Source organism: Streptomyces angustmyceticus (genome assembly GCF_019933235.1).
Taxonomy (GTDB): Bacteria; Actinomycetota; Actinomycetes; order Streptomycetales; family Streptomycetaceae; genus Streptomyces; species Streptomyces angustmyceticus.
In genome coordinates this window covers 5,699,018-5,714,653 of sequence record NZ_CP082945.1, presented here as the reverse complement: position 1 = coordinate 5,714,653, position 15,636 = coordinate 5,699,018, and the positions used below count along the sequence as shown (strand labels likewise).

Sequence of the window (15,636 nt, the reverse complement as noted above, 5' to 3'; positions counted from 1 at the left end):
TTCCCGCCCGGCCCGGTGGGGGTTTTCCCCAGGTCGGGACGGAGGCCCCCCGCGGCCCCGTGCCCGCCCGGCCCGGCGGCGGCCCCGGACGCCGCCGCCCCCCGCTACAGCCGCTACAGCCGCTACAGCCGCTACAGCCGCTGGATGATGGTCCCCGTCGCCAGCGCCCCGCCCGCGCACATGGTGATCAGCGCGAACTCCTTGTCCCGGCGTTCGAGTTCGTGGAGTGCGGTGGCCAGGAGCCGGGCGCCGGTGGCGCCGACCGGGTGGCCCAGGGCGATCGCCCCGCCGTTCACGTTCACCTTCTCCAGGTCCTGCTCGAAGACCTGCGCCCAGGAGAGCACGACGGAGGCGAAGGCTTCGTTGATCTCGACGAGGTCGATGTCCTTGAGGGACATGCCCGCCTTGCCCAGCACGGCCCGGGTGGCGTCGATGGGGCCGTCCAGGTGGAAGTGCGGATCGGAGCCGACCAGCGCCTGGGCCACGATGCGGGCCCGCGGCCGGAGCTTGAGGGCGCGGGCCATGCGCTTGGAGGCCCACATCACCGCGGCGGCGCCGTCGGAGATCTGCGAGGAGTTGCCCGCCGTGTGGACGGCGGTCGGCATCACGGCCTTGAGGCCGCCGAGGGCCGCCATGCTGGTGTCGCGCAGCCCCTCGTCGCGGTCGACCAGCCGCCACATGCCCTGGCCCGCGGCCTGTTCGTCCTCGGTGGTGGGGACCTGGACGGCGAACGTCTCCCGTTTGAAGCGTTCCTCGGCCCAGGCGGCGGCCGCCCGCTCCTGGGAGAGCAGGCCGAGGGAGTCGACGTTCTCGCGGGTCAGGCCGCGGTGGCGGGCGATCCGTTCGGCGGCCTCGAACTGATTGGGCAGGTCGACGTTCCACTCGTCGGGCCAGGGCTTGCCGGGCCCGTGCTTGGAGCCGCTGCCGAGCGGCACCCGGGACATCGCCTCGACGCCGCAGCCGATGCCGATGTCGATGACGCCGGCCGCGATCATGTTGGCCACCATGTGGTTGGCCTGCTGGGACGAGCCGCACTGGCAGTCCACGGTGGTCGCGGCGGTCTCGTACGGGAGGCCCATCGTCAGCCAGGCGTTGCGGGCCGGGTTCATGGACTGTTCACCGGCGTGGGTGACGGTGCCGCCGACGATCTGTTCGACGCAGTCGGGCTGGATGCGCGTACGGGCGAGGAGTTCGCGGTAGGTCTCACCAAGGAGGTAGGCGGGGTGCAGGTTGGCGAGCGCGCCCTGGCGCCTGCCTATCGGGGTGCGTACTGCTTCGACGATGACGGGTTCCGCGGCCATGACTGACTCGTCCTCTCCTCGCGTCCGCGGGCGTCCCGGCACCCACGGAAGAAGAACTAGTACGCGTTCTAGTTATGGAAACAGTCTTATGAGCCGCCCCCCGGGGCGCAAGGGGCATGCAACACCCTTGTCCGTAAAGGGACGCGCCCCGCCCCTTGCCACTTGTAGAACTCGTTACTACCTTCACCGCGACCCATACCTGATGAACCGTCAGACATCCGGATGGACCCAGGAGTCACCGATGCCATGCCCCGCGTTGCCCGAAGGGTTCGACTTCACCGACCCCGACGTCTACCAGTCCCGCGTTCCGCTCCCCGAGTTCGCGCGGCTGCGGCAGACCGCACCCGTGTGGTGGAACGCGCAGCCGCACGGCATCGCCGGCTTCGGCGACGACGGCTACTGGGTCGTCACCCGCCACCGGGACGTCAAGGAGGTGTCCACCAAGCCGGAGATCTTCTCCGCGAACCTCAACACCTCGATCATCCGCTTCCAGGCGTCCATGACCCGCGAACAGATCGACGTCCAGAAGCTGATCATGCTGAACATGGACCCGCCCGAGCACACCCGGGTCCGCCAGATCGTGCAGCGCGGCTTCACCCCGCGCGCCATCCGCGCGCTGGAGGGCGCACTGCGCGACCGGGCGGCGCACATCGTCGCCGAGGCGCGCCGCAAGGAGTCCGGGGACTTCGTCACCGACATCGCCTGCGAACTCCCTCTGCAGGCCATCGCGGAACTCATCGGCATCCCCCAGGACGACCGGGCCCGGATCTTCGACTGGTCGAACAAGATGGTCGCCTACGACGACCCCGAACTGGCCATCACCGAAGAGGTCGGCAGCAACGCGGCCATGGAACTGATCTCGTACGCGATGAACCTCGCCGCGGCCCGCAAGGAGTGCCCGGCCGACGACATCGTCAGCCGGCTGGTGGCGGCGGAGCACGAGGGCAACCTCGGCTCCGACGAGTTCGGCTTCTTCGTCCTGCTGCTGGCGGTGGCCGGCAACGAGACCACGCGCAACGCCATCACCCACGGGATGCACGCCTTCCTCACCCACCCCGACCAGTGGGAGCTCTACAAGCGCGAGCGCCCCCGGACGGCGGCCGAGGAGATCGTGCGGTGGGCGACCCCGGTGGTCTCCTTCCAGCGCACCGCCACCCGGGACACCGAGCTGGGCGGGGCGGAGATCAAAAAGGGGCAGCGGGTGGGGATCTTCTACTCCTCCGCCAACCACGACCCGGAGGTCTTCGACCGCCCCGAGGTCTTCGACATCACCCGCGACCCCAACCCCCACCTGGGGTTCGGCGGCGGCGGACCGCACTTCTGCCTCGGCAAGTCGCTCGCGGTCCTGGAGATCGACCTGATCTTCAACGCGCTCGCGGACGCCATGCCCGGCATCACCCTGGCGGGCGACCCGCGCCGGCTCCGCTCGGCCTGGCTCAACGGCGTCAAGGAGCTGCAGGTCCGCTACGGATGACGGGGGCGGCGCCCGACCCGGCCCCGGCGGAAGCCGGACCAGCGGTATGTCCGAAAACGGTTCCGCCGTCAACCTTGCCAGTCGTCACGGGCAGACTTACATTCAACTCGCCGGTAACACTTGGCAGTTCGGCATTTTCGCGCACCGTCCGGCACCGCGCACCCCCGAGCCGCACGTGCTCCCCCACGGAGGCACCCGCCGGCTCCCCGCGCGTCTCTTGCACCACGCGCTCCACGCGCACCCGCACTCCCCCACGTGTTTCGACAGTGCGCTCCACCGCTCTTCGAAGGGGACACACCACGATGAAGGACGCACACGGCAGACCTGTCACGGGACGCATCAGCTGGCGGAAGTTCGCCGTGCTGTCCGTCCCGGCCCTCGCCGGCACCGCCGCCCTGGGAATCGCCCTGGCCAACGGGGCACTGGCGGCGTCGTTCGCCGTCTCGGGACAGCAGTTCAAGGTCTCCGCGGACAGCCTCAAGGGCGAGGGCTTCGCCCAGTACGGCGGCGTGGACGCGAACGCCAGGGGAGATCTCCTGCCGGTCGCCGTCACCGCCATCAAGTCGGCCCGGATGAACCGTCTGTGCCAGTCGGTCGTCACCCACCTCCCGGTGATCGGCGACATCTCGCTCAACCTCAGCGCCGGTACGGGCGGCAAGCCCGTCGAGGCGGCCAATCTCTTCGTGGACGCCACCCAGCTCTCCGGCGACGCGTCCTTCCACCAGATCGAAATCGGCCGGGACGCCTCCACCCTCGACAAGGGACCGGAGAGCGCCCAGGGCATGCAGGACCTCTTCGCCCAGCAGGCCGACGACATCAACATCAGCAACCTCCGGCAGACCGCCTGGGCCACCAACGCGGGGACCTTCAAGCTGTCCGGCCTCAACATGAAGATCTCCAAGGGCAAGAAGGAATGCTTCTGACCTGGCGGCGCTGGCGGAAGGGGCGGCCCTTCTGGGGCGGCCTGGCGGCCGTCGTCGCCGGCGCCGAGATCTGCGCCATCCCGCTGGCACCGCTGAAGATCATGCTGCAACAGGGCATCGCCGGTATCCCGTCCGTGCTGATGGGGCTGGTGATGATCGTGATGGGGCTCTCGGCGTGGTTCGCGCCGCACTACCGGGGCCTCGCGGGCGTGCTCACCGTGCTGTGCGCGGCGGCCGCCCTGGTGATGTCCAACCTCGGCGGCTTCCTGATCGGCACCGTCATCGGGATCCTCGGCGGCTCGATGATCTTCGCCTGGCAGCCGGTCGCCGCCGAACCCGTACCGTCCGCCGCGCCCGGGGCCGCCCGCGAGCCCGGCGGCGGCACCCCCGCACCCAGCGAGCCGTAGCCCGCCCCCGGCCCGCGGCCCTCCCGTTCGCGTACCCCCACGCCTTCGTCCGCGGACGGGAACCGAGCGCTGCCCGCACCACCCGCCGCACCGCTCCCCCGGCACCCACCCCTCGAAGGAGACCCACGATGACCATGACGCATGCCGCCCGCCGGCCGGCCCGCCGGCGCGCCCTCCTCACCGCCGGCACCGGGGTCACCGCGGCCCTCGGCCTGTCGCTCGCCATGACGGGCCCGGCGACGGCACAGCCCGCGCCCGCGCCGTCCGCCGCGGCGGCGTCCACGACCGTGACCCCCGCGGGCCACGGCTTCACGGCCACGCTCAGCGGCAAGGCCACCTTCAAGGCCGGTTCGGTGACCGTCACCTGTACGGTCTCCTCCTCCAGCGGGCAGGTCCCGGCCGCGCCCGGCAACCACAACCCCGCGGGCCCGGTGAGCAGTTCCACCACCCCGGCGACCTACAGCTCCTGCACGACGAGCATGCCCGGCGTCAGCGCGAGCGTCACCACCTCCGGCACCTGGGGCGTGGCCATGCAGAACGGGGCGCCGGTGACCGCCGGACTGACCATCCCCACCGGCGGGTTCGTCCTCAAGACCAGCGGTCTGGCGTCGTGCACGGTGACCGCGGCGCCCACCTCGGCGGCCACGGTGAACGGCACCTGGACCAACGGCGCGCCCTCCACCCTCGCCTTCACCAACGCCCAGGTGCCGGTGAAGGTGACCGGCGGCTTCGGCTGCCCGACGAGCGCGACCAGCTCGACATTCAACGCCCTCTACAAGGTGGCCGACACCACCGCTCCCGCCTCGCAGATCACCGTCACCGGCTGACCCGGCCGACCGGCCGGCGGCGGCCGGCCGGTCGACCGTCCCGCACCGGGCGGGCCGCCGTCCGCTCAGCGCCCTGCCAGACCGACGGCCGCCACGGTGAGCAGCGCCGCCACCGCCACCGTGCCGCTCAGGACAGCGGTGAGCAGCCGTCGCCGCAGGGCCCGGTAGACGCCTTCGTATTCGGTCCGCAGGGCGGCGCTGCGGACCGCGATGCGCTCCAGGTACGCCCGGGAGGTGTCGCGCCGGTCCTGGCAGTAGCGCCGTTCCACCTCCCACCGCTGCGCATCGGTGAGCCAGGGCAGGCCGTCGCAGAAGGCCCGCGCACGGCTGCGCGCCCGGTCCTTCTCCGCCTCCCAGAGCAGGAATCCCTCGATCTCGTTGACGGCCCGTTCCCGGTCGAGCGGCATTTCCTCACACCGTCGTGTGCCCTCGTTCATATCCGTGCCCCGATTCCGGCCGCGGGCGCTTTTCCGGTGTCCGCGAGGGCACCGGCGTCCTGGGCGATCTCCGGGTGGTGCAGGTCGAATGCCGGGGATTCGGAGCGAATGCGCGGCAGGGTGCGGAAGTTGTGCCGCGGCGGCGGGCAGGACGTCGCCCACTCCAGCGAGCGGCCGTAGCCCCACGGGTCGTCGGCCTCGACCTTCTCGCCGTACTTCGCCGTCTTCCAGATGTTGTAGAAGAACGGCAGCAGGGAGAGTCCGAGGAGGAAGGAGAAAAGGGTGGAGACGGTGTTCAGCGCGGTGAATCCGTCGGCGGCGAGATAGTCGGGGATACGGCGGATCATGCCCTGGGCGCCGAGCCAGTGCTGGACGAGGAAGGTGCCGTGGAAGCCCACGAACAGCGTCCAGAACGTGATCTTGCCGAGCCGCTCGTCCAGCATCTTGCCGGTGAACTTCGGCCACCAGAAGTGGAAGCCCGCGAACATCGCGAACACGACCGTACCGAACACCACGTAGTGGAAGTGCGCCACCACGAAGTACGAGTCCGACACGTGGAAGTCCATCGGCGGCGACGCCAGGATCACACCGGTCAGACCACCGAACGTGAAGGTGATCAGGAACCCGATCGTCCACAGCATCGGCGTCTCGAAGGACAGCGAGCCCTTCCACATCGTGCCGATCCAGTTGAAGAACTTCACACCGGTCGGCACCGCGATCAGGAACGTCATGAACGAGAAGAACGGCAACAGCACACCGCCCGTCACATACATGTGGTGCGCCCACACCGTGACCGACAGACCCGCGATCGAAATCGTCGCCGCGATCAGACCGATGTAACCGAACATCGGCTTCCGCGAGAACACCGGAATGACCTCGGAAATGATCCCGAAGAACGGCAACGCGATGATGTACACCTCGGGATGCCCGAAGAACCAGAACAGGTGCTGCCACAGCAACGCCCCGCCATTGGCCGCGTCGAAGACACGCGCCCCGAACTCACGGTCCGCCTCCAGCGCGAACAGCGCCGCCGCCAGCACCGGGAACGCCAGCAGCACCAGCACACCGGTCAGCAGCACGTTCCACGTGAAAATCGGCATCCGGAACATCGTCATGCCGGGCGCCCGCATGCAGATGACCGTCGTGATGAAGTTGACCGAACCCAGGATCGTACCGAAACCGGAGAAGGCCAGACCCATGATCCACATGTCCGCGCCGATACCGGGGGAATGAACGGAATCGGAGAGCGGCGCATACGCGAACCACCCGAAATCCGCGGCTCCTTGGGGCGTCAGAAATCCCCCCACGGCGATCAGCGAACCGAAGAGGTAGAGCCAGTAGGCGAGCATGTTCAGGCGGGGAAAGGCGACATCCGGCGCGCCGATCTGCAGCGGCATGATCCAGTTGGCGAAACCGGCGAACAGCGGCGTCGCGAACATCAGCAGCATGATCGTGCCGTGCATCGTGAACGCCTGGTTGAACTGCTCGTTCGACATGATCTGGTGGCCGGGGCGGGCCAGTTCGGCGCGCATCAGCAGCGCCATCACCCCGCCGACGCAGAAGAACGCGAACGCGGTGACCAGGTAGAGCGTGCCGATCGTCTTGTGGTCGGTGGTCGTCAGCCACTTCACGGGGGATCTCATGCCCCGTAGGTGTCCGCCGCCGCCGCGCACGTCACACCCGGGGCGCGACGGCGGCCCCGGCGGCCGGTGGGAAGACTCACCCCACCGGGGTGTGAAGATCGGCGTCCTGCCGGACACCAAGGGTTCATGAGCACGGACGACGCCTTCGCCGAGGCCTATCGCGCGCACTACTGGGCGGTCAGCCGCTTTGTGGCGCGACGGCTGGACGGGCAGGCACACGAGGTCGAGGAAGTGGTGGCGGAGGTCTTCTCCACAGCCTGGAGACGGCGCGCCGAACTTCCCGAGACGCCGCTGCCCTGGCTGTACGGGGTGGCCCGCAACTGTCTGGCCAACACGGTGCGGGGGCTGGGCCGCTACCGGCGGCTGCTGCACCGGCTCGGCAACCACGAGGCGGCGCGGCGCGACCTGACCGTGCAGAGCCCGGACGCCGAGCGGCCCGGCTCCTGGGTGCACGAGGCGCTGGCCCGGCTCTCCCCGGCCGACCAGGAGGTGCTGCGCCTGACGGCCTGGGAGGAACTGGGCATCGACGAGCTGGCGGTGGCCCTCGGGTGCGGCCGCAGCGCGGCGGCCATGCGGCTGCACCGGGCGCGCGGGCGGCTCCGTACGCAGATCGAGCGGATGCGGCAGAAGGGCACCACCCGGCCCGAGGCGCCGCCGCGGTCCGAGTCGCCTCCGCCGCGGTCCGACGCACCGCCGCCGCGTGCCCCCTCCCCCGGACCCACCCGGCTCTCCCCCCACCCCGTACCGACCCGAGCGGGAGGCCGCCGCCATGTCTGAGGAACTGGAGCTGCTGCGGCAGGCCGACCCCGTCTCCGCCGGTGAGGGACCCTGGCGCGACCGCCCGCTGACCGCGCGGGCCGAGGCCGGTCTGCGGGCCCTGACCGCCGGCCCCGCGCCGCGCGGCCGCCCCCGTCCCGTGCGCCGCCGCCTGGTGATGGGCCTGACCGCCGTATCGGCGGCCGCCGTCGCCGCCGTGGCGCTGACCTTCTCCGGTGCCGGCAGCAGCCCCGCCGTCGCCGCGCCCGTCGCCCTCGCCCTGCACGCCGACGCCCCGTCCGTCCCGCTGGACGTCCTCGCCCGCAGGGCGGAGGCCAGGGCGCGGACGGCCGGCGCCGGGGACGGGCCGCGCCGGGGCAGTCATCTGCAGAGCTGGTACATGAGCATGGAGTCGGGGCCCGACGCCGATCCGCCCGTGACCGTGCCCGAGGAGAGCATCACCCGCTGGCACGCCGACGGCAGCGGCTCGGAGCTGGTGGTGGCCACCGACCCGCGGCATCCGGGCCGCCCGGTGATCCACGAGGCCGACGGCCGGTGGCGGACCGTGAGCGACGGCAAGGTGCTGCATCGCAAGACCTACCCCGCGGGCTCGGAGGCCCAGCACAGCGGCCTCGCCTCGCGCACCCGGCCGGCGACGGACGCCGCGGGCCTGCGGGACCAGCTGTCGTGGCTGTACGGCGGGGCCGGCGGCCTGCACACCACTCCCGAGCTCCTCTCGGCGCTCTCCTCCTTCCGCCGGGAGTGGACCCCGGGGCCGCGGGAGACGGCCGCCGTCGTCCGGGTGCTGGCCGACGCGGGCGGGCTCCGGCAGGCGGGCGCGGTCACCGACCGGCTGGGCCGGCGCGGGCTGGCCTATGTGTACGACGGTCGCGACGGCGCCGCGGACGCCACCCGCCAGATGGTGATCCTCGATCCGCGCACCGGCGACCTCCTCGGGCTGGAGATCACCTTCACCAGGGACGACCCGGACTCCAAGGTCAAGGCGGGGGAGGTCATGTCGTACGAGGCGTGGATGCCATGAGCCGGCGCCCGGCCGCCGGGCCCCGCCCGAGTGGCGGGGCCGGCGGTGATGGCCGATCCTTGAGAGAACGCGACGATCCACCTCGGCGCGGCGGGCAGCAGTGTGCCGCCGCGCCGTTCTCGTGTCCGTACGCGCCGGACTCGTGCCCCGAGCGGCGCGCTCCCGCCGCCGGCCCCGGACGCCTCCTCCCCGGCGGCCGGCCACCCGCCTCGTCCGTGACGCACCCCACAATCCGGCGAGGGTTGCAGCGGATCACCGCGATATGGATCACAGACATAAGCGCCGCCGATTGCTTCCCGACAGGGCGTTTACCCAGCAAGGAGCGGGTATACGGCCACCTGCGCGGTCGTCCGCGCACTGTCCGTGATGATCCGGTCTGCCCCTATGGTCGACCTTTGCCCGCCGGTCCATGGCGGGCCGTGGCCCGCCCCCGTGGCGGGTTGAACCATGTTGTCGTCCAAAGAGAGCGCAGGCGAGCGAGCACGTGCCGACGCAGTCCCCCGTCGCCCCCGGGCCCCGCGATCCCGTCGGCGGCCGCGCCGACACCGCGACCGATCCGCAGCCGGAACAGCCGTCCGATGCGGCGCGGCAGACGTCGGGCGAGGTGACCGTCGTCGACCCCGTGATGGTCAAGCGTGCCGTCTCGGCGGCCGCGCTCGGCAACGCGATGGAGTGGTTCGACTTCGGCGTGTACAGCTACATCGCGGTCACCCTCGGACACGTCTTCTTCCCGTCCGGGAATCCGACCGCGCAGTTGCTGTCGACGTTCGGGGCGTTCGCCGCGGCGTTCCTCGTCCGCCCCATCGGCGGCATGGTCTTCGGGCCGCTCGGTGACAAGATCGGCCGGCAGAAGATCCTCGCGATCACCATGATCATGATGGCCGCGGGCACCTTCGCCATCGGTCTGATCCCGTCCTACGCCTCCATCGGCGTCGGGGCACCGATCCTGCTGCTCGTCGCCCGCCTGGTGCAGGGCTTCTCCACCGGCGGCGAGTACGGCGGCGCCTCCACCTTCATCGCCGAGTACGCGCCCGACAAGAAGCGCGGATTCCTCGGCAGCTGGCTGGAGTTCGGCACCCTGGCCGGCTACGTCGGCGGCGCCGGCCTGGTCACCCTGATGACCGCGCTGCTGTCCACCGAGGACCTGACCTCCTGGGGCTGGCGCATCCCGTTCCTGATCGCCGGACCGATGGGCATCATCGGCCTCTACCTGCGGATGCGGCTCGAAGAGACCCCGGCCTTCGCCCAGTTGGAGAAGGAGGCGCGGACCAAGGAGAAGGCGCGCCGCGAGGCCGAGAAGCGGATCGGCGTCCGCGAGATGATCTTCGGTCAGTGGCGCTCGATGCTGCTGTGCATCGGCCTGGTCCTGGTCTTCAACGTCACCGACTACATGCTGCTGTCGTACATGCCGAGCTACCTGACCTCGGAGCTGAAGTACGACGAGACCCACGGCCTGCTGGTCGTGCTCGCGGTGATGGTCCTGATGATGTGCGTCCAGCCGTTCGCGGGCCGGCTCACCGACCGCTTCGGCCGCCGCCCGGTCATCGGCGCGGGCTGCGCCGGCTTCCTGGTGCTGTCCGTCCCCGCCCTGCTGCTGATCCGGCAGGGATCGCTGGCCGCCATCGCGATCGGCATGGCCGCCCTCGGCCTGCTGCTGGTCACCTTCACCGCGGCGATGCCCTCCACGCTGCCCGCGCTGTTCCCGACCAAGGTGCGCTACGGCTCGCTGTCGATCGGCTTCAACGTCTCGGTGTCGCTCTTCGGCGGTACGACGCCGCTGGTGGTCACCGCCCTGATCGGCGCGACCGGCAACAAGATGATGCCCGCCTACTACATGATGGCCGCGGCCGTGATCGGCGGCATCGCCGTCCTGCTGATGTCGGAGAGCGCCCGCAAGCCGCTGCCCGGCTCCCCGCCGGCCGTCGAGACCGAGGCGGAGGCCCGCGAGGTCCGCGCCCCGGCCACGGCCGACGCGGCGGCCTGACCGCCCGGCCGGACGCCCCCGGCCCCCGTCGCACCGCTCCGCCCCGCCGGCCCTCGCCGGCGGGGCGGAGTGCTGTTCCGGGCGGGGCCCGGCGCCGGCCTCCCCCAAGCCGGCCGGGGCGTCACGACCGGGCGCGACCCCGCCTCACCCCGCGCCGGCCCGGCGGAACGCCCCCGGGGTGATGCCGAAGCAGCGCACGAACCAGCGGTGGAAGTGCGCCTGGTCGGCGAAGCCCGCCTCGGTGGCGGCATCCGAGGTGGCGCGGCCCTCGACGAGGAGGGTGCGGGCGCGGCGCAGGCGCAGCAGCCGCTGGAAGTCGCTGGGCGCCATGCCGTACTCGGCGCGGAACGCCCGGTAGAGCGCGAAGCGGCTGCAGCCCGCGGCGTCGGCGAGTTCCTGGGCCGTCAGCGGCTGGTCGAAGGCCGCCACCAGCAGATCCCGCGCCCGCCGGGCCGCCGCGGCCTGGGCGCCCGCGGGGAGTTCGCGCGGTCCGGCCGCCGCGGCGCCGCCGGTGGCGTTGCGCCGCACCATGGCCTCGACGGCCGCGGTGAGCCGCTCCTCGCGTACGAGGGGATCGGCGCCGCCGACGAGCGCCGGATGCAGCCGCCGCAGCGCGCGGGCCAGCACCGGGTCGTCGACCACCGGCCGGTCGAACAGCGGCATGGCGCCCCGGCCGTCGGTCACGTCGTCGAGCACGGCGCGTACGACGTCCGGGCCGATGTGCATGATCCGGTAGGTGAAGCCGAGGTCGACGGCGGACTCCCCGTCGTGCGGGTCGTCCGGGTTGAACGCCATCACCATGCCGGCGGCGCTGGTGTGGCCCGCGCCGCGGCAGGTGAAGCGCTGGGCGCCGCTCTCGGTCACCGCGAACGAATAGGCGTCGTGGCTGTGCGGGTGGAAGACATGGCGGACGAAGTGCGCGTGCATCGCTTCCAGTGGCCGGTCCGGATCGCGCCAGTAGCGCGCCCAGTCCCCGTCCCCGTCGTGCTGCCTGCTCATCGCTCCAGTCTGCCGGGCCGCACCAGCGTTCAATACGGCGGTCCGGATGCCGGACGAGACTCTCCCCATGACGACCGCACCCACCGCAACCGAGTCCCCCCGTACGGCACCGGCCGCTCCCCGCTTCGAGACCAAGATCGCCGTGATCGTCCGGGACGACCTCGCCGGCTGGCAGAAGCTGAACGTCACCGCGTTCCTCGCCAGCGGCATCGCGCACGCCTCCGGCGACATCATGGGCAAGCCGTACCAGGACGCCTCCGGCCACGGCTATCTGGCGCTGCTGCGCGAGCCGGTGCTCTGCTACACCGCCGACGCCGCGGCCCTGACCCGCACCCACGCCCGCGCGCTCAGCCGGGCCGTGCCCACCGCGCTGTACACGGCCGACATGTTCGCCACGGGGAACGACGACGACAACCGGGCGGCGGTACGGGCGGTGGCCGCCGACGACCTGGACCTGGTCGGGCTCGGCGTGTACGGCCCCCGCGGCATCGTCGACAAGATCACCAAGGGTCTGAAGCTGCACGGCTGACCGGGCCGCGCCGACCGCCCTGGCCTGCGCCCGCCGCACACCATGCGGCACGATGGTCGCCATGAGCATCGTGAAGATCAATGCACTGACCGTGCCCGCCGAACAGCGCGAGGTCCTGGAGAAGCGCTTCGCCTCCCGCGCCGGCACGGTGGACTCCTCGGACGGCTTCGAGTGGTTCGAACTGCTGCGCCCCGTCGAGGGCACCGACCAGTACCTCGTCTACACCCGGTGGCGGGACGAGGAGTCGTTCCAGGCGTGGATGGAGGGGCCGATGAAGGCCGCGCACCAGCAGGGCGCCGGCACCGAGGGCGGCGAGCGGCCCAAGCCCGCCGCGACCGGGTCCACGCTGTGGTCCTTCGAGGTGGTGCAGCAGACCGGCCCGAAGCAGGGCTGAGCACCGGCGGCGTCGCTCGAAATCCGTTGCGCCGTGGGCCGCTCCGGTGGCCACAATGACGGCATGAGCGACGCCGCCACCCTCCGCCTCCCCTGGACCGTCGCGCCGGAGCCGGCCGGGTCGCCGGACGCCGCGGCGCTGTTGCGCGAGTACTACACCGAGGTGGCCGACCGGTACTTCGCGCTGCACGAGGGCCGCCGTTCGACGCCGGCGGAGATCGACGAGGGCCTCGCGGAGTACCCCAGTGCCGATCTGACGCCGCCGGACGGCGTGCTGCTGGTGGCCCGTCACGGCGGGGCGGTGGCGGGCTGCGCCGGCGTACGGCTGCTGGACGCGCGGACCGCGGAGCTCAAGCAGATGTTCGTACGGGCCGCCCGGCGCGGCCGCGGCGGGGCGGACGCGCTGCTCACGGCCGCCGAGCGGGCCGCGGTGCGGCTGGGCGCCGAGCGGATGCGGCTGGACACCCGGCTGGACCTGGTGGAGGCCGTCGCGCTCTACCGGCGGCACGGCTTCGCGGAGATCGATCCGTACCACGAGGACCCCTACGCGGAGATCTTCTTCGAGAAGCGGCTGGCAGGCGGGGCGGGCGGCGGGGCGCACTGACCGGCTCCGGCCGACGGGCGGCGCGAGACCCGGTCACCGCGTCACCATCGCCGAATCTCCCCCGCCAACTCCCCTCCCCTCCCCCTCACTTGGCCAGACCCGGCGGTCCCGGTGTGCGCGGAGGGACGCGGGGCAGCGGGCGGCGGGGGTCGCCGTGGTGGGGCTCCTCCTCGTCCGAGCCGCACAGTTCCGCGGTCAGTTCGCGGACGAGGGCGGTGAGGTCGGTGGGCCGGTCGTCGGTCCACCAGTCGCCGAGCATCTCCGCGAGCGACTGCTGCCGGGCCGCCGAGAGCCGCTCGGCGGTCTCCCGTCCGTCGTCGGTGAGCCGCAGCAACACCCCCTCGCGGGTGGCGAGTCCGCGCTCCTCGATCTGCCGGACGCTCTCGGCGATCACCCCGAGCGGGACGGTGCTGCGTTCGGCGAGCCGCGCCGGTTCCACCGCGCCGCAGCGGTGGATGCGCAGGATCAGCCAGCCGGCGGCGGGTCTGAGGTCCAGGCCGGCCCGTGCGGTGATCTTCTCGTAGATGTGCTTGCGGCCCTCCCTGCTGCCGAGTTTGGACAGCGCGCGGGCGCATTCGTCGCGCGAGGACCGCTCGACGGGGTTGGAGGAAAGCACCTCGCTGGTGTCGGGGGCGGTGACGCTGCCGCGCAGCGGCTCCTCCTTGACGAACCAGGCCAGGACGAACGCGACCAGGACGACGGGGACGGCGTAGAGGAAGACATCGGTGATCGAGTCGGCGTAGGCGTGCAGGACGCCGGCCGCCTGTCCGGACGGCAGCCGGGCGACGGTCCGCGGATCCTCGGCGATGGTGGCGGCGTCGACGCCCGGCGGCAGCGGCACCCCGGCGACGGCGTCGGCGATCCGCGGGCGGAGGTGGTTGGTGAAGACCGTGCCGAAGAGGGACACGCCGAAAGAGCCGCCGATGGAGCGGAAGAAGGTGGCGCCGGAGGTGGCGACGCCCAGGTCCTGGTAGGCGACGGAGTTCTGCGCGATGAGCACCAGCACCTGCATCACCAGGCCGAGCCCGAACCCGAAGACGAAGAAGTACGCGCTCATCTCGGCGACGCCGCTGGAGGGGTCGAGCCGGTGCAGCAACAGCAGTCCGACCGCGACGACGCCGGTGCCGGCTACGGGGAAGACCTTGTAGTGGCCGGTGCGGCTGACGAGCTGCCCGGACCCGGTGGAGGCCAGCAGCATGCCGCACACCATCGGCAGCATGTGCACCCCGGACAGCGTCGGCGTCACCCCCTGCACGACCTGCAGGAACGTCGGCAGATACGTCATCGATCCGAACATCGCGAAACCGACGACGAAGCCGATGACGGCGGTCAGCGTGAAGGAGCGGCTGCGGAACAGGCGCAGCGGCAGGACGGGTTCGGCCGCCCGGCGCTCGACGGCGAGGAACACCCCCAGCAGCACGACGCCGAGTGCCCCGCACCCCACGATCTGCCAGGAGGACCACGGGTAGCTCACGCCGCCGAGCGAGGTCATCAGGACGAAGCAGGCGGCGACCGCGGCGATCAGGGCGGTGCCCGGGTAGTCGATGCGGTGCGGGGTGCGGCGGCGCGGGATGTGCAGCACGGCGGCGATGACGGCGAGCGCGACGATGCCGACGGGCACGTTGATGTAGAACACCCAGCGCCAGCTGAGGTGGTCCACGAACAGCCCGCCGAGCAGCGGCCCCAGGACGCTGGCGCCGCCGAAGACGGCACCGAACAGGCCCTGGTACTTGCCGCGTTCGCGGGGCGGCACGATGTCACCGACGATCGCCATCGACAGCACGATCAGCCCGCCGCCGCCCAGCCCCTGGAGGGCCCGGAAGGCGATCAGCTCCCCGATGTTCTGCGCGATCCCGCACAGCACCGACCCGATCAGGAAGATCACGATGGCGGTCTGGAACAGCTTCTTGCGGCCGTACTGGTCACCGAGCTTGCCCCACAGCGGAGTCGCCGCCGTCGCGGCCAGGAGGTAGGCGGTGACCACCCAGGAGAGGTGGTCGAGGCCGCCGAGCTCGCTGACGATGGTGGGCAGCGCGGTGGCGACGATGGTCTGGTCGAGCGCCGCGATGAGCATGCCGAGCAGCAGCGCGCCGATCGCGACGAGGACCGTCCGCCGGGACCGGTCCGCGCCGGGGACGGCAGGAGCGCTGGTGTCCTGCGCCATGGGCGTCTCCCTCTGTTCGGCCGGGCCGCCCCTTCCGTCACGGACCGCCCTCGGGCCCCTTCCATCCTGGGCGGTTCGCCCGGATATGGCCCGCCGAACGGCGTTCGGTATCCGGGGCCGTTCAGGGGACACCCCGGGGATGCCGCACGGATG

At 71.8% G+C, this 15,636-nt stretch carries 15 protein-coding genes; 10 read left to right on the top strand and 5 right to left on the bottom strand.

The window, feature by feature from the left end; genetic code table 11:
• Positions 1 to 131: 131 nt before the first annotated feature.
• Positions 132 to 1,301: a steroid 3-ketoacyl-CoA thiolase gene (locus K7396_RS25535; RefSeq protein ID WP_086721984.1), complete on the bottom strand. Its 1,170-nt coding sequence runs from the start codon at positions 1,299 to 1,301 to the stop codon at positions 132 to 134.
• A gap of 241 nt (positions 1,302 to 1,542) precedes the next feature.
• Here K7396_RS25535 and K7396_RS25530 point away from each other — a divergent pair, with 241 nt between their 5' ends.
• The 4 genes from K7396_RS25530 to K7396_RS25515 all read left to right on the top strand — a co-directional run bounded on the left by K7396_RS25530 (position 1,543) and on the right by K7396_RS25515 (position 4,932).
• Positions 1,543 to 2,775 carry a cytochrome P450 gene (locus K7396_RS25530; RefSeq protein ID WP_086721983.1) on the top strand — a complete coding sequence of 411 codons (1,233 nt, stop codon included), beginning with the start codon at positions 1,543 to 1,545 and terminating at the stop codon, positions 2,773 to 2,775.
• A 302-nt stretch (positions 2,776 to 3,077) separates the two neighbouring features.
• Positions 3,078 to 3,698: a DUF6230 family protein gene (locus K7396_RS25525; RefSeq protein WP_152104985.1), complete on the top strand. Its 621-nt coding sequence runs from the start codon at positions 3,078 to 3,080 to the stop codon at positions 3,696 to 3,698.
• The gene (locus K7396_RS25520) at positions 3,689 to 4,105 is read left to right on the top strand and encodes a DUF6114 domain-containing protein (protein WP_152104986.1); all 417 of its coding nucleotides are present in this window, start codon (positions 3,689 to 3,691) and stop codon (positions 4,103 to 4,105) included. Before K7396_RS25525 ends, K7396_RS25520 begins: the two co-directional genes overlap by 10 nt.
• A gap of 128 nt (positions 4,106 to 4,233) precedes the next feature.
• The gene (locus K7396_RS25515; protein ID WP_152104987.1) at positions 4,234 to 4,932 is read left to right on the top strand and encodes a hypothetical protein; all 699 of its coding nucleotides are present in this window, start codon (positions 4,234 to 4,236) and stop codon (positions 4,930 to 4,932) included.
• A 65-nt stretch (positions 4,933 to 4,997) separates the two neighbouring features.
• On the opposite strand, the gene K7396_RS25510 is transcribed toward K7396_RS25515, so the two are convergent.
• On the bottom strand, positions 4,998 to 5,339 hold the full coding sequence (locus K7396_RS25510) for a hypothetical protein (protein WP_152104988.1): 342 nt from the start codon (positions 5,337 to 5,339) through the stop codon (positions 4,998 to 5,000).
• A gap of 26 nt (positions 5,340 to 5,365) precedes the next feature.
• Entirely contained in the window at positions 5,366 to 7,012 is a 1,647-nt protein-coding gene (gene ctaD, locus K7396_RS25505) for an aa3-type cytochrome oxidase subunit I (RefSeq protein WP_223660200.1), read from the bottom strand.
• A gap of 126 nt (positions 7,013 to 7,138) precedes the next feature.
• On the opposite strand from ctaD, the gene K7396_RS25500 reads away from it, so the two are divergent.
• From K7396_RS25500 to proP, 3 genes are all read left to right on the top strand, one after another.
• Positions 7,139 to 7,789, top strand: coding sequence for an RNA polymerase sigma factor (locus K7396_RS25500; protein ID WP_152104384.1), 651 nt, complete (start codon positions 7,139 to 7,141; stop codon positions 7,787 to 7,789).
• Positions 7,782 to 8,810, top strand: a complete 1,029-nt coding sequence (locus K7396_RS25495) for a CU044_5270 family protein (RefSeq protein ID WP_152104385.1) — start codon at positions 7,782 to 7,784, stop codon at positions 8,808 to 8,810. The genes K7396_RS25500 and K7396_RS25495 overlap by 8 nt, the downstream gene beginning before the upstream one ends.
• Before the next feature lie 484 nt (positions 8,811 to 9,294).
• Positions 9,295 to 10,794 carry a glycine betaine/L-proline transporter ProP gene (gene proP, locus K7396_RS25490; RefSeq protein ID WP_086720160.1) on the top strand — a complete coding sequence of 500 codons (1,500 nt, stop codon included), beginning with the start codon at positions 9,295 to 9,297 and terminating at the stop codon, positions 10,792 to 10,794.
• Positions 10,795 to 10,938: 144 nt separating this feature from the next.
• Here the strand turns inward: proP and K7396_RS25485 are convergent, their stop codons facing one another.
• Positions 10,939 to 11,793, bottom strand: a complete 855-nt coding sequence (locus K7396_RS25485) for an AraC family transcriptional regulator (protein ID WP_086720161.1) — start codon at positions 11,791 to 11,793, stop codon at positions 10,939 to 10,941.
• A 67-nt stretch (positions 11,794 to 11,860) separates the two neighbouring features.
• Here K7396_RS25485 and K7396_RS25480 point away from each other — a divergent pair, with 67 nt between their 5' ends.
• From K7396_RS25480 to K7396_RS25470, 3 genes are all read left to right on the top strand, one after another.
• Positions 11,861 to 12,322 (top strand): DUF2000 family protein, encoded by a 462-nt coding sequence (locus tag K7396_RS25480; protein WP_086720162.1) that lies wholly within the window; start codon positions 11,861 to 11,863, stop codon positions 12,320 to 12,322.
• A 61-nt stretch (positions 12,323 to 12,383) separates the two neighbouring features.
• A complete protein-coding gene (locus K7396_RS25475; RefSeq protein WP_086720163.1) occupies positions 12,384 to 12,716 on the top strand; it encodes an antibiotic biosynthesis monooxygenase family protein in 333 nt (110 codons plus the stop codon).
• A gap of 63 nt (positions 12,717 to 12,779) precedes the next feature.
• Positions 12,780 to 13,319 (top strand): GNAT family N-acetyltransferase, encoded by a 540-nt coding sequence (locus K7396_RS25470; RefSeq protein ID WP_086720164.1) that lies wholly within the window; start codon positions 12,780 to 12,782, stop codon positions 13,317 to 13,319.
• Positions 13,320 to 13,404: 85 nt separating this feature from the next.
• Here K7396_RS25470 and K7396_RS25465 read toward each other — a convergent pair whose 3' ends face one another.
• Positions 13,405 to 15,483 (bottom strand): MFS transporter, encoded by a 2,079-nt coding sequence (locus tag K7396_RS25465; RefSeq protein WP_152104386.1) that lies wholly within the window; start codon positions 15,481 to 15,483, stop codon positions 13,405 to 13,407.
• Between the last annotated feature and the right edge of the window lie 153 nt (positions 15,484 to 15,636).

Coding starts and splice junctions, on each gene's coding strand:
- K7396_RS25535 (WP_086721984.1), bottom strand. CDS start 1,301: ATGGCCGCGGAACCCGTCATCGTCGAAGCAGTACGCACCCCGATAGGC.
- K7396_RS25530 (WP_086721983.1), top strand. CDS start 1,543: ATGCCATGCCCCGCGTTGCCCGAAGGGTTCGACTTCACCGACCCCGAC.
- K7396_RS25525 (WP_152104985.1), top strand. CDS start 3,078: ATGAAGGACGCACACGGCAGACCTGTCACGGGACGCATCAGCTGGCGG.
- K7396_RS25520 (WP_152104986.1), top strand. CDS start 3,689: ATGCTTCTGACCTGGCGGCGCTGGCGGAAGGGGCGGCCCTTCTGGGGC.
- K7396_RS25515 (WP_152104987.1), top strand. CDS start 4,234: ATGACCATGACGCATGCCGCCCGCCGGCCGGCCCGCCGGCGCGCCCTC.
- K7396_RS25510 (WP_152104988.1), bottom strand. CDS start 5,339: ATGCCGCTCGACCGGGAACGGGCCGTCAACGAGATCGAGGGATTCCTG.
- ctaD (WP_223660200.1), bottom strand. CDS start 7,012: ATGAGATCCCCCGTGAAGTGGCTGACGACCACCGACCACAAGACGATC.
- K7396_RS25500 (WP_152104384.1), top strand. CDS start 7,139: ATGAGCACGGACGACGCCTTCGCCGAGGCCTATCGCGCGCACTACTGG.
- K7396_RS25495 (WP_152104385.1), top strand. CDS start 7,782: ATGTCTGAGGAACTGGAGCTGCTGCGGCAGGCCGACCCCGTCTCCGCC.
- K7396_RS25485 (WP_086720161.1), bottom strand. CDS start 11,793: ATGAGCAGGCAGCACGACGGGGACGGGGACTGGGCGCGCTACTGGCGC.
- K7396_RS25480 (WP_086720162.1), top strand. CDS start 11,861: ATGACGACCGCACCCACCGCAACCGAGTCCCCCCGTACGGCACCGGCC.
- K7396_RS25475 (WP_086720163.1), top strand. CDS start 12,384: ATGAGCATCGTGAAGATCAATGCACTGACCGTGCCCGCCGAACAGCGC.
- K7396_RS25470 (WP_086720164.1), top strand. CDS start 12,780: ATGAGCGACGCCGCCACCCTCCGCCTCCCCTGGACCGTCGCGCCGGAG.
- K7396_RS25465 (WP_152104386.1), bottom strand. CDS start 15,483: ATGGCGCAGGACACCAGCGCTCCTGCCGTCCCCGGCGCGGACCGGTCC.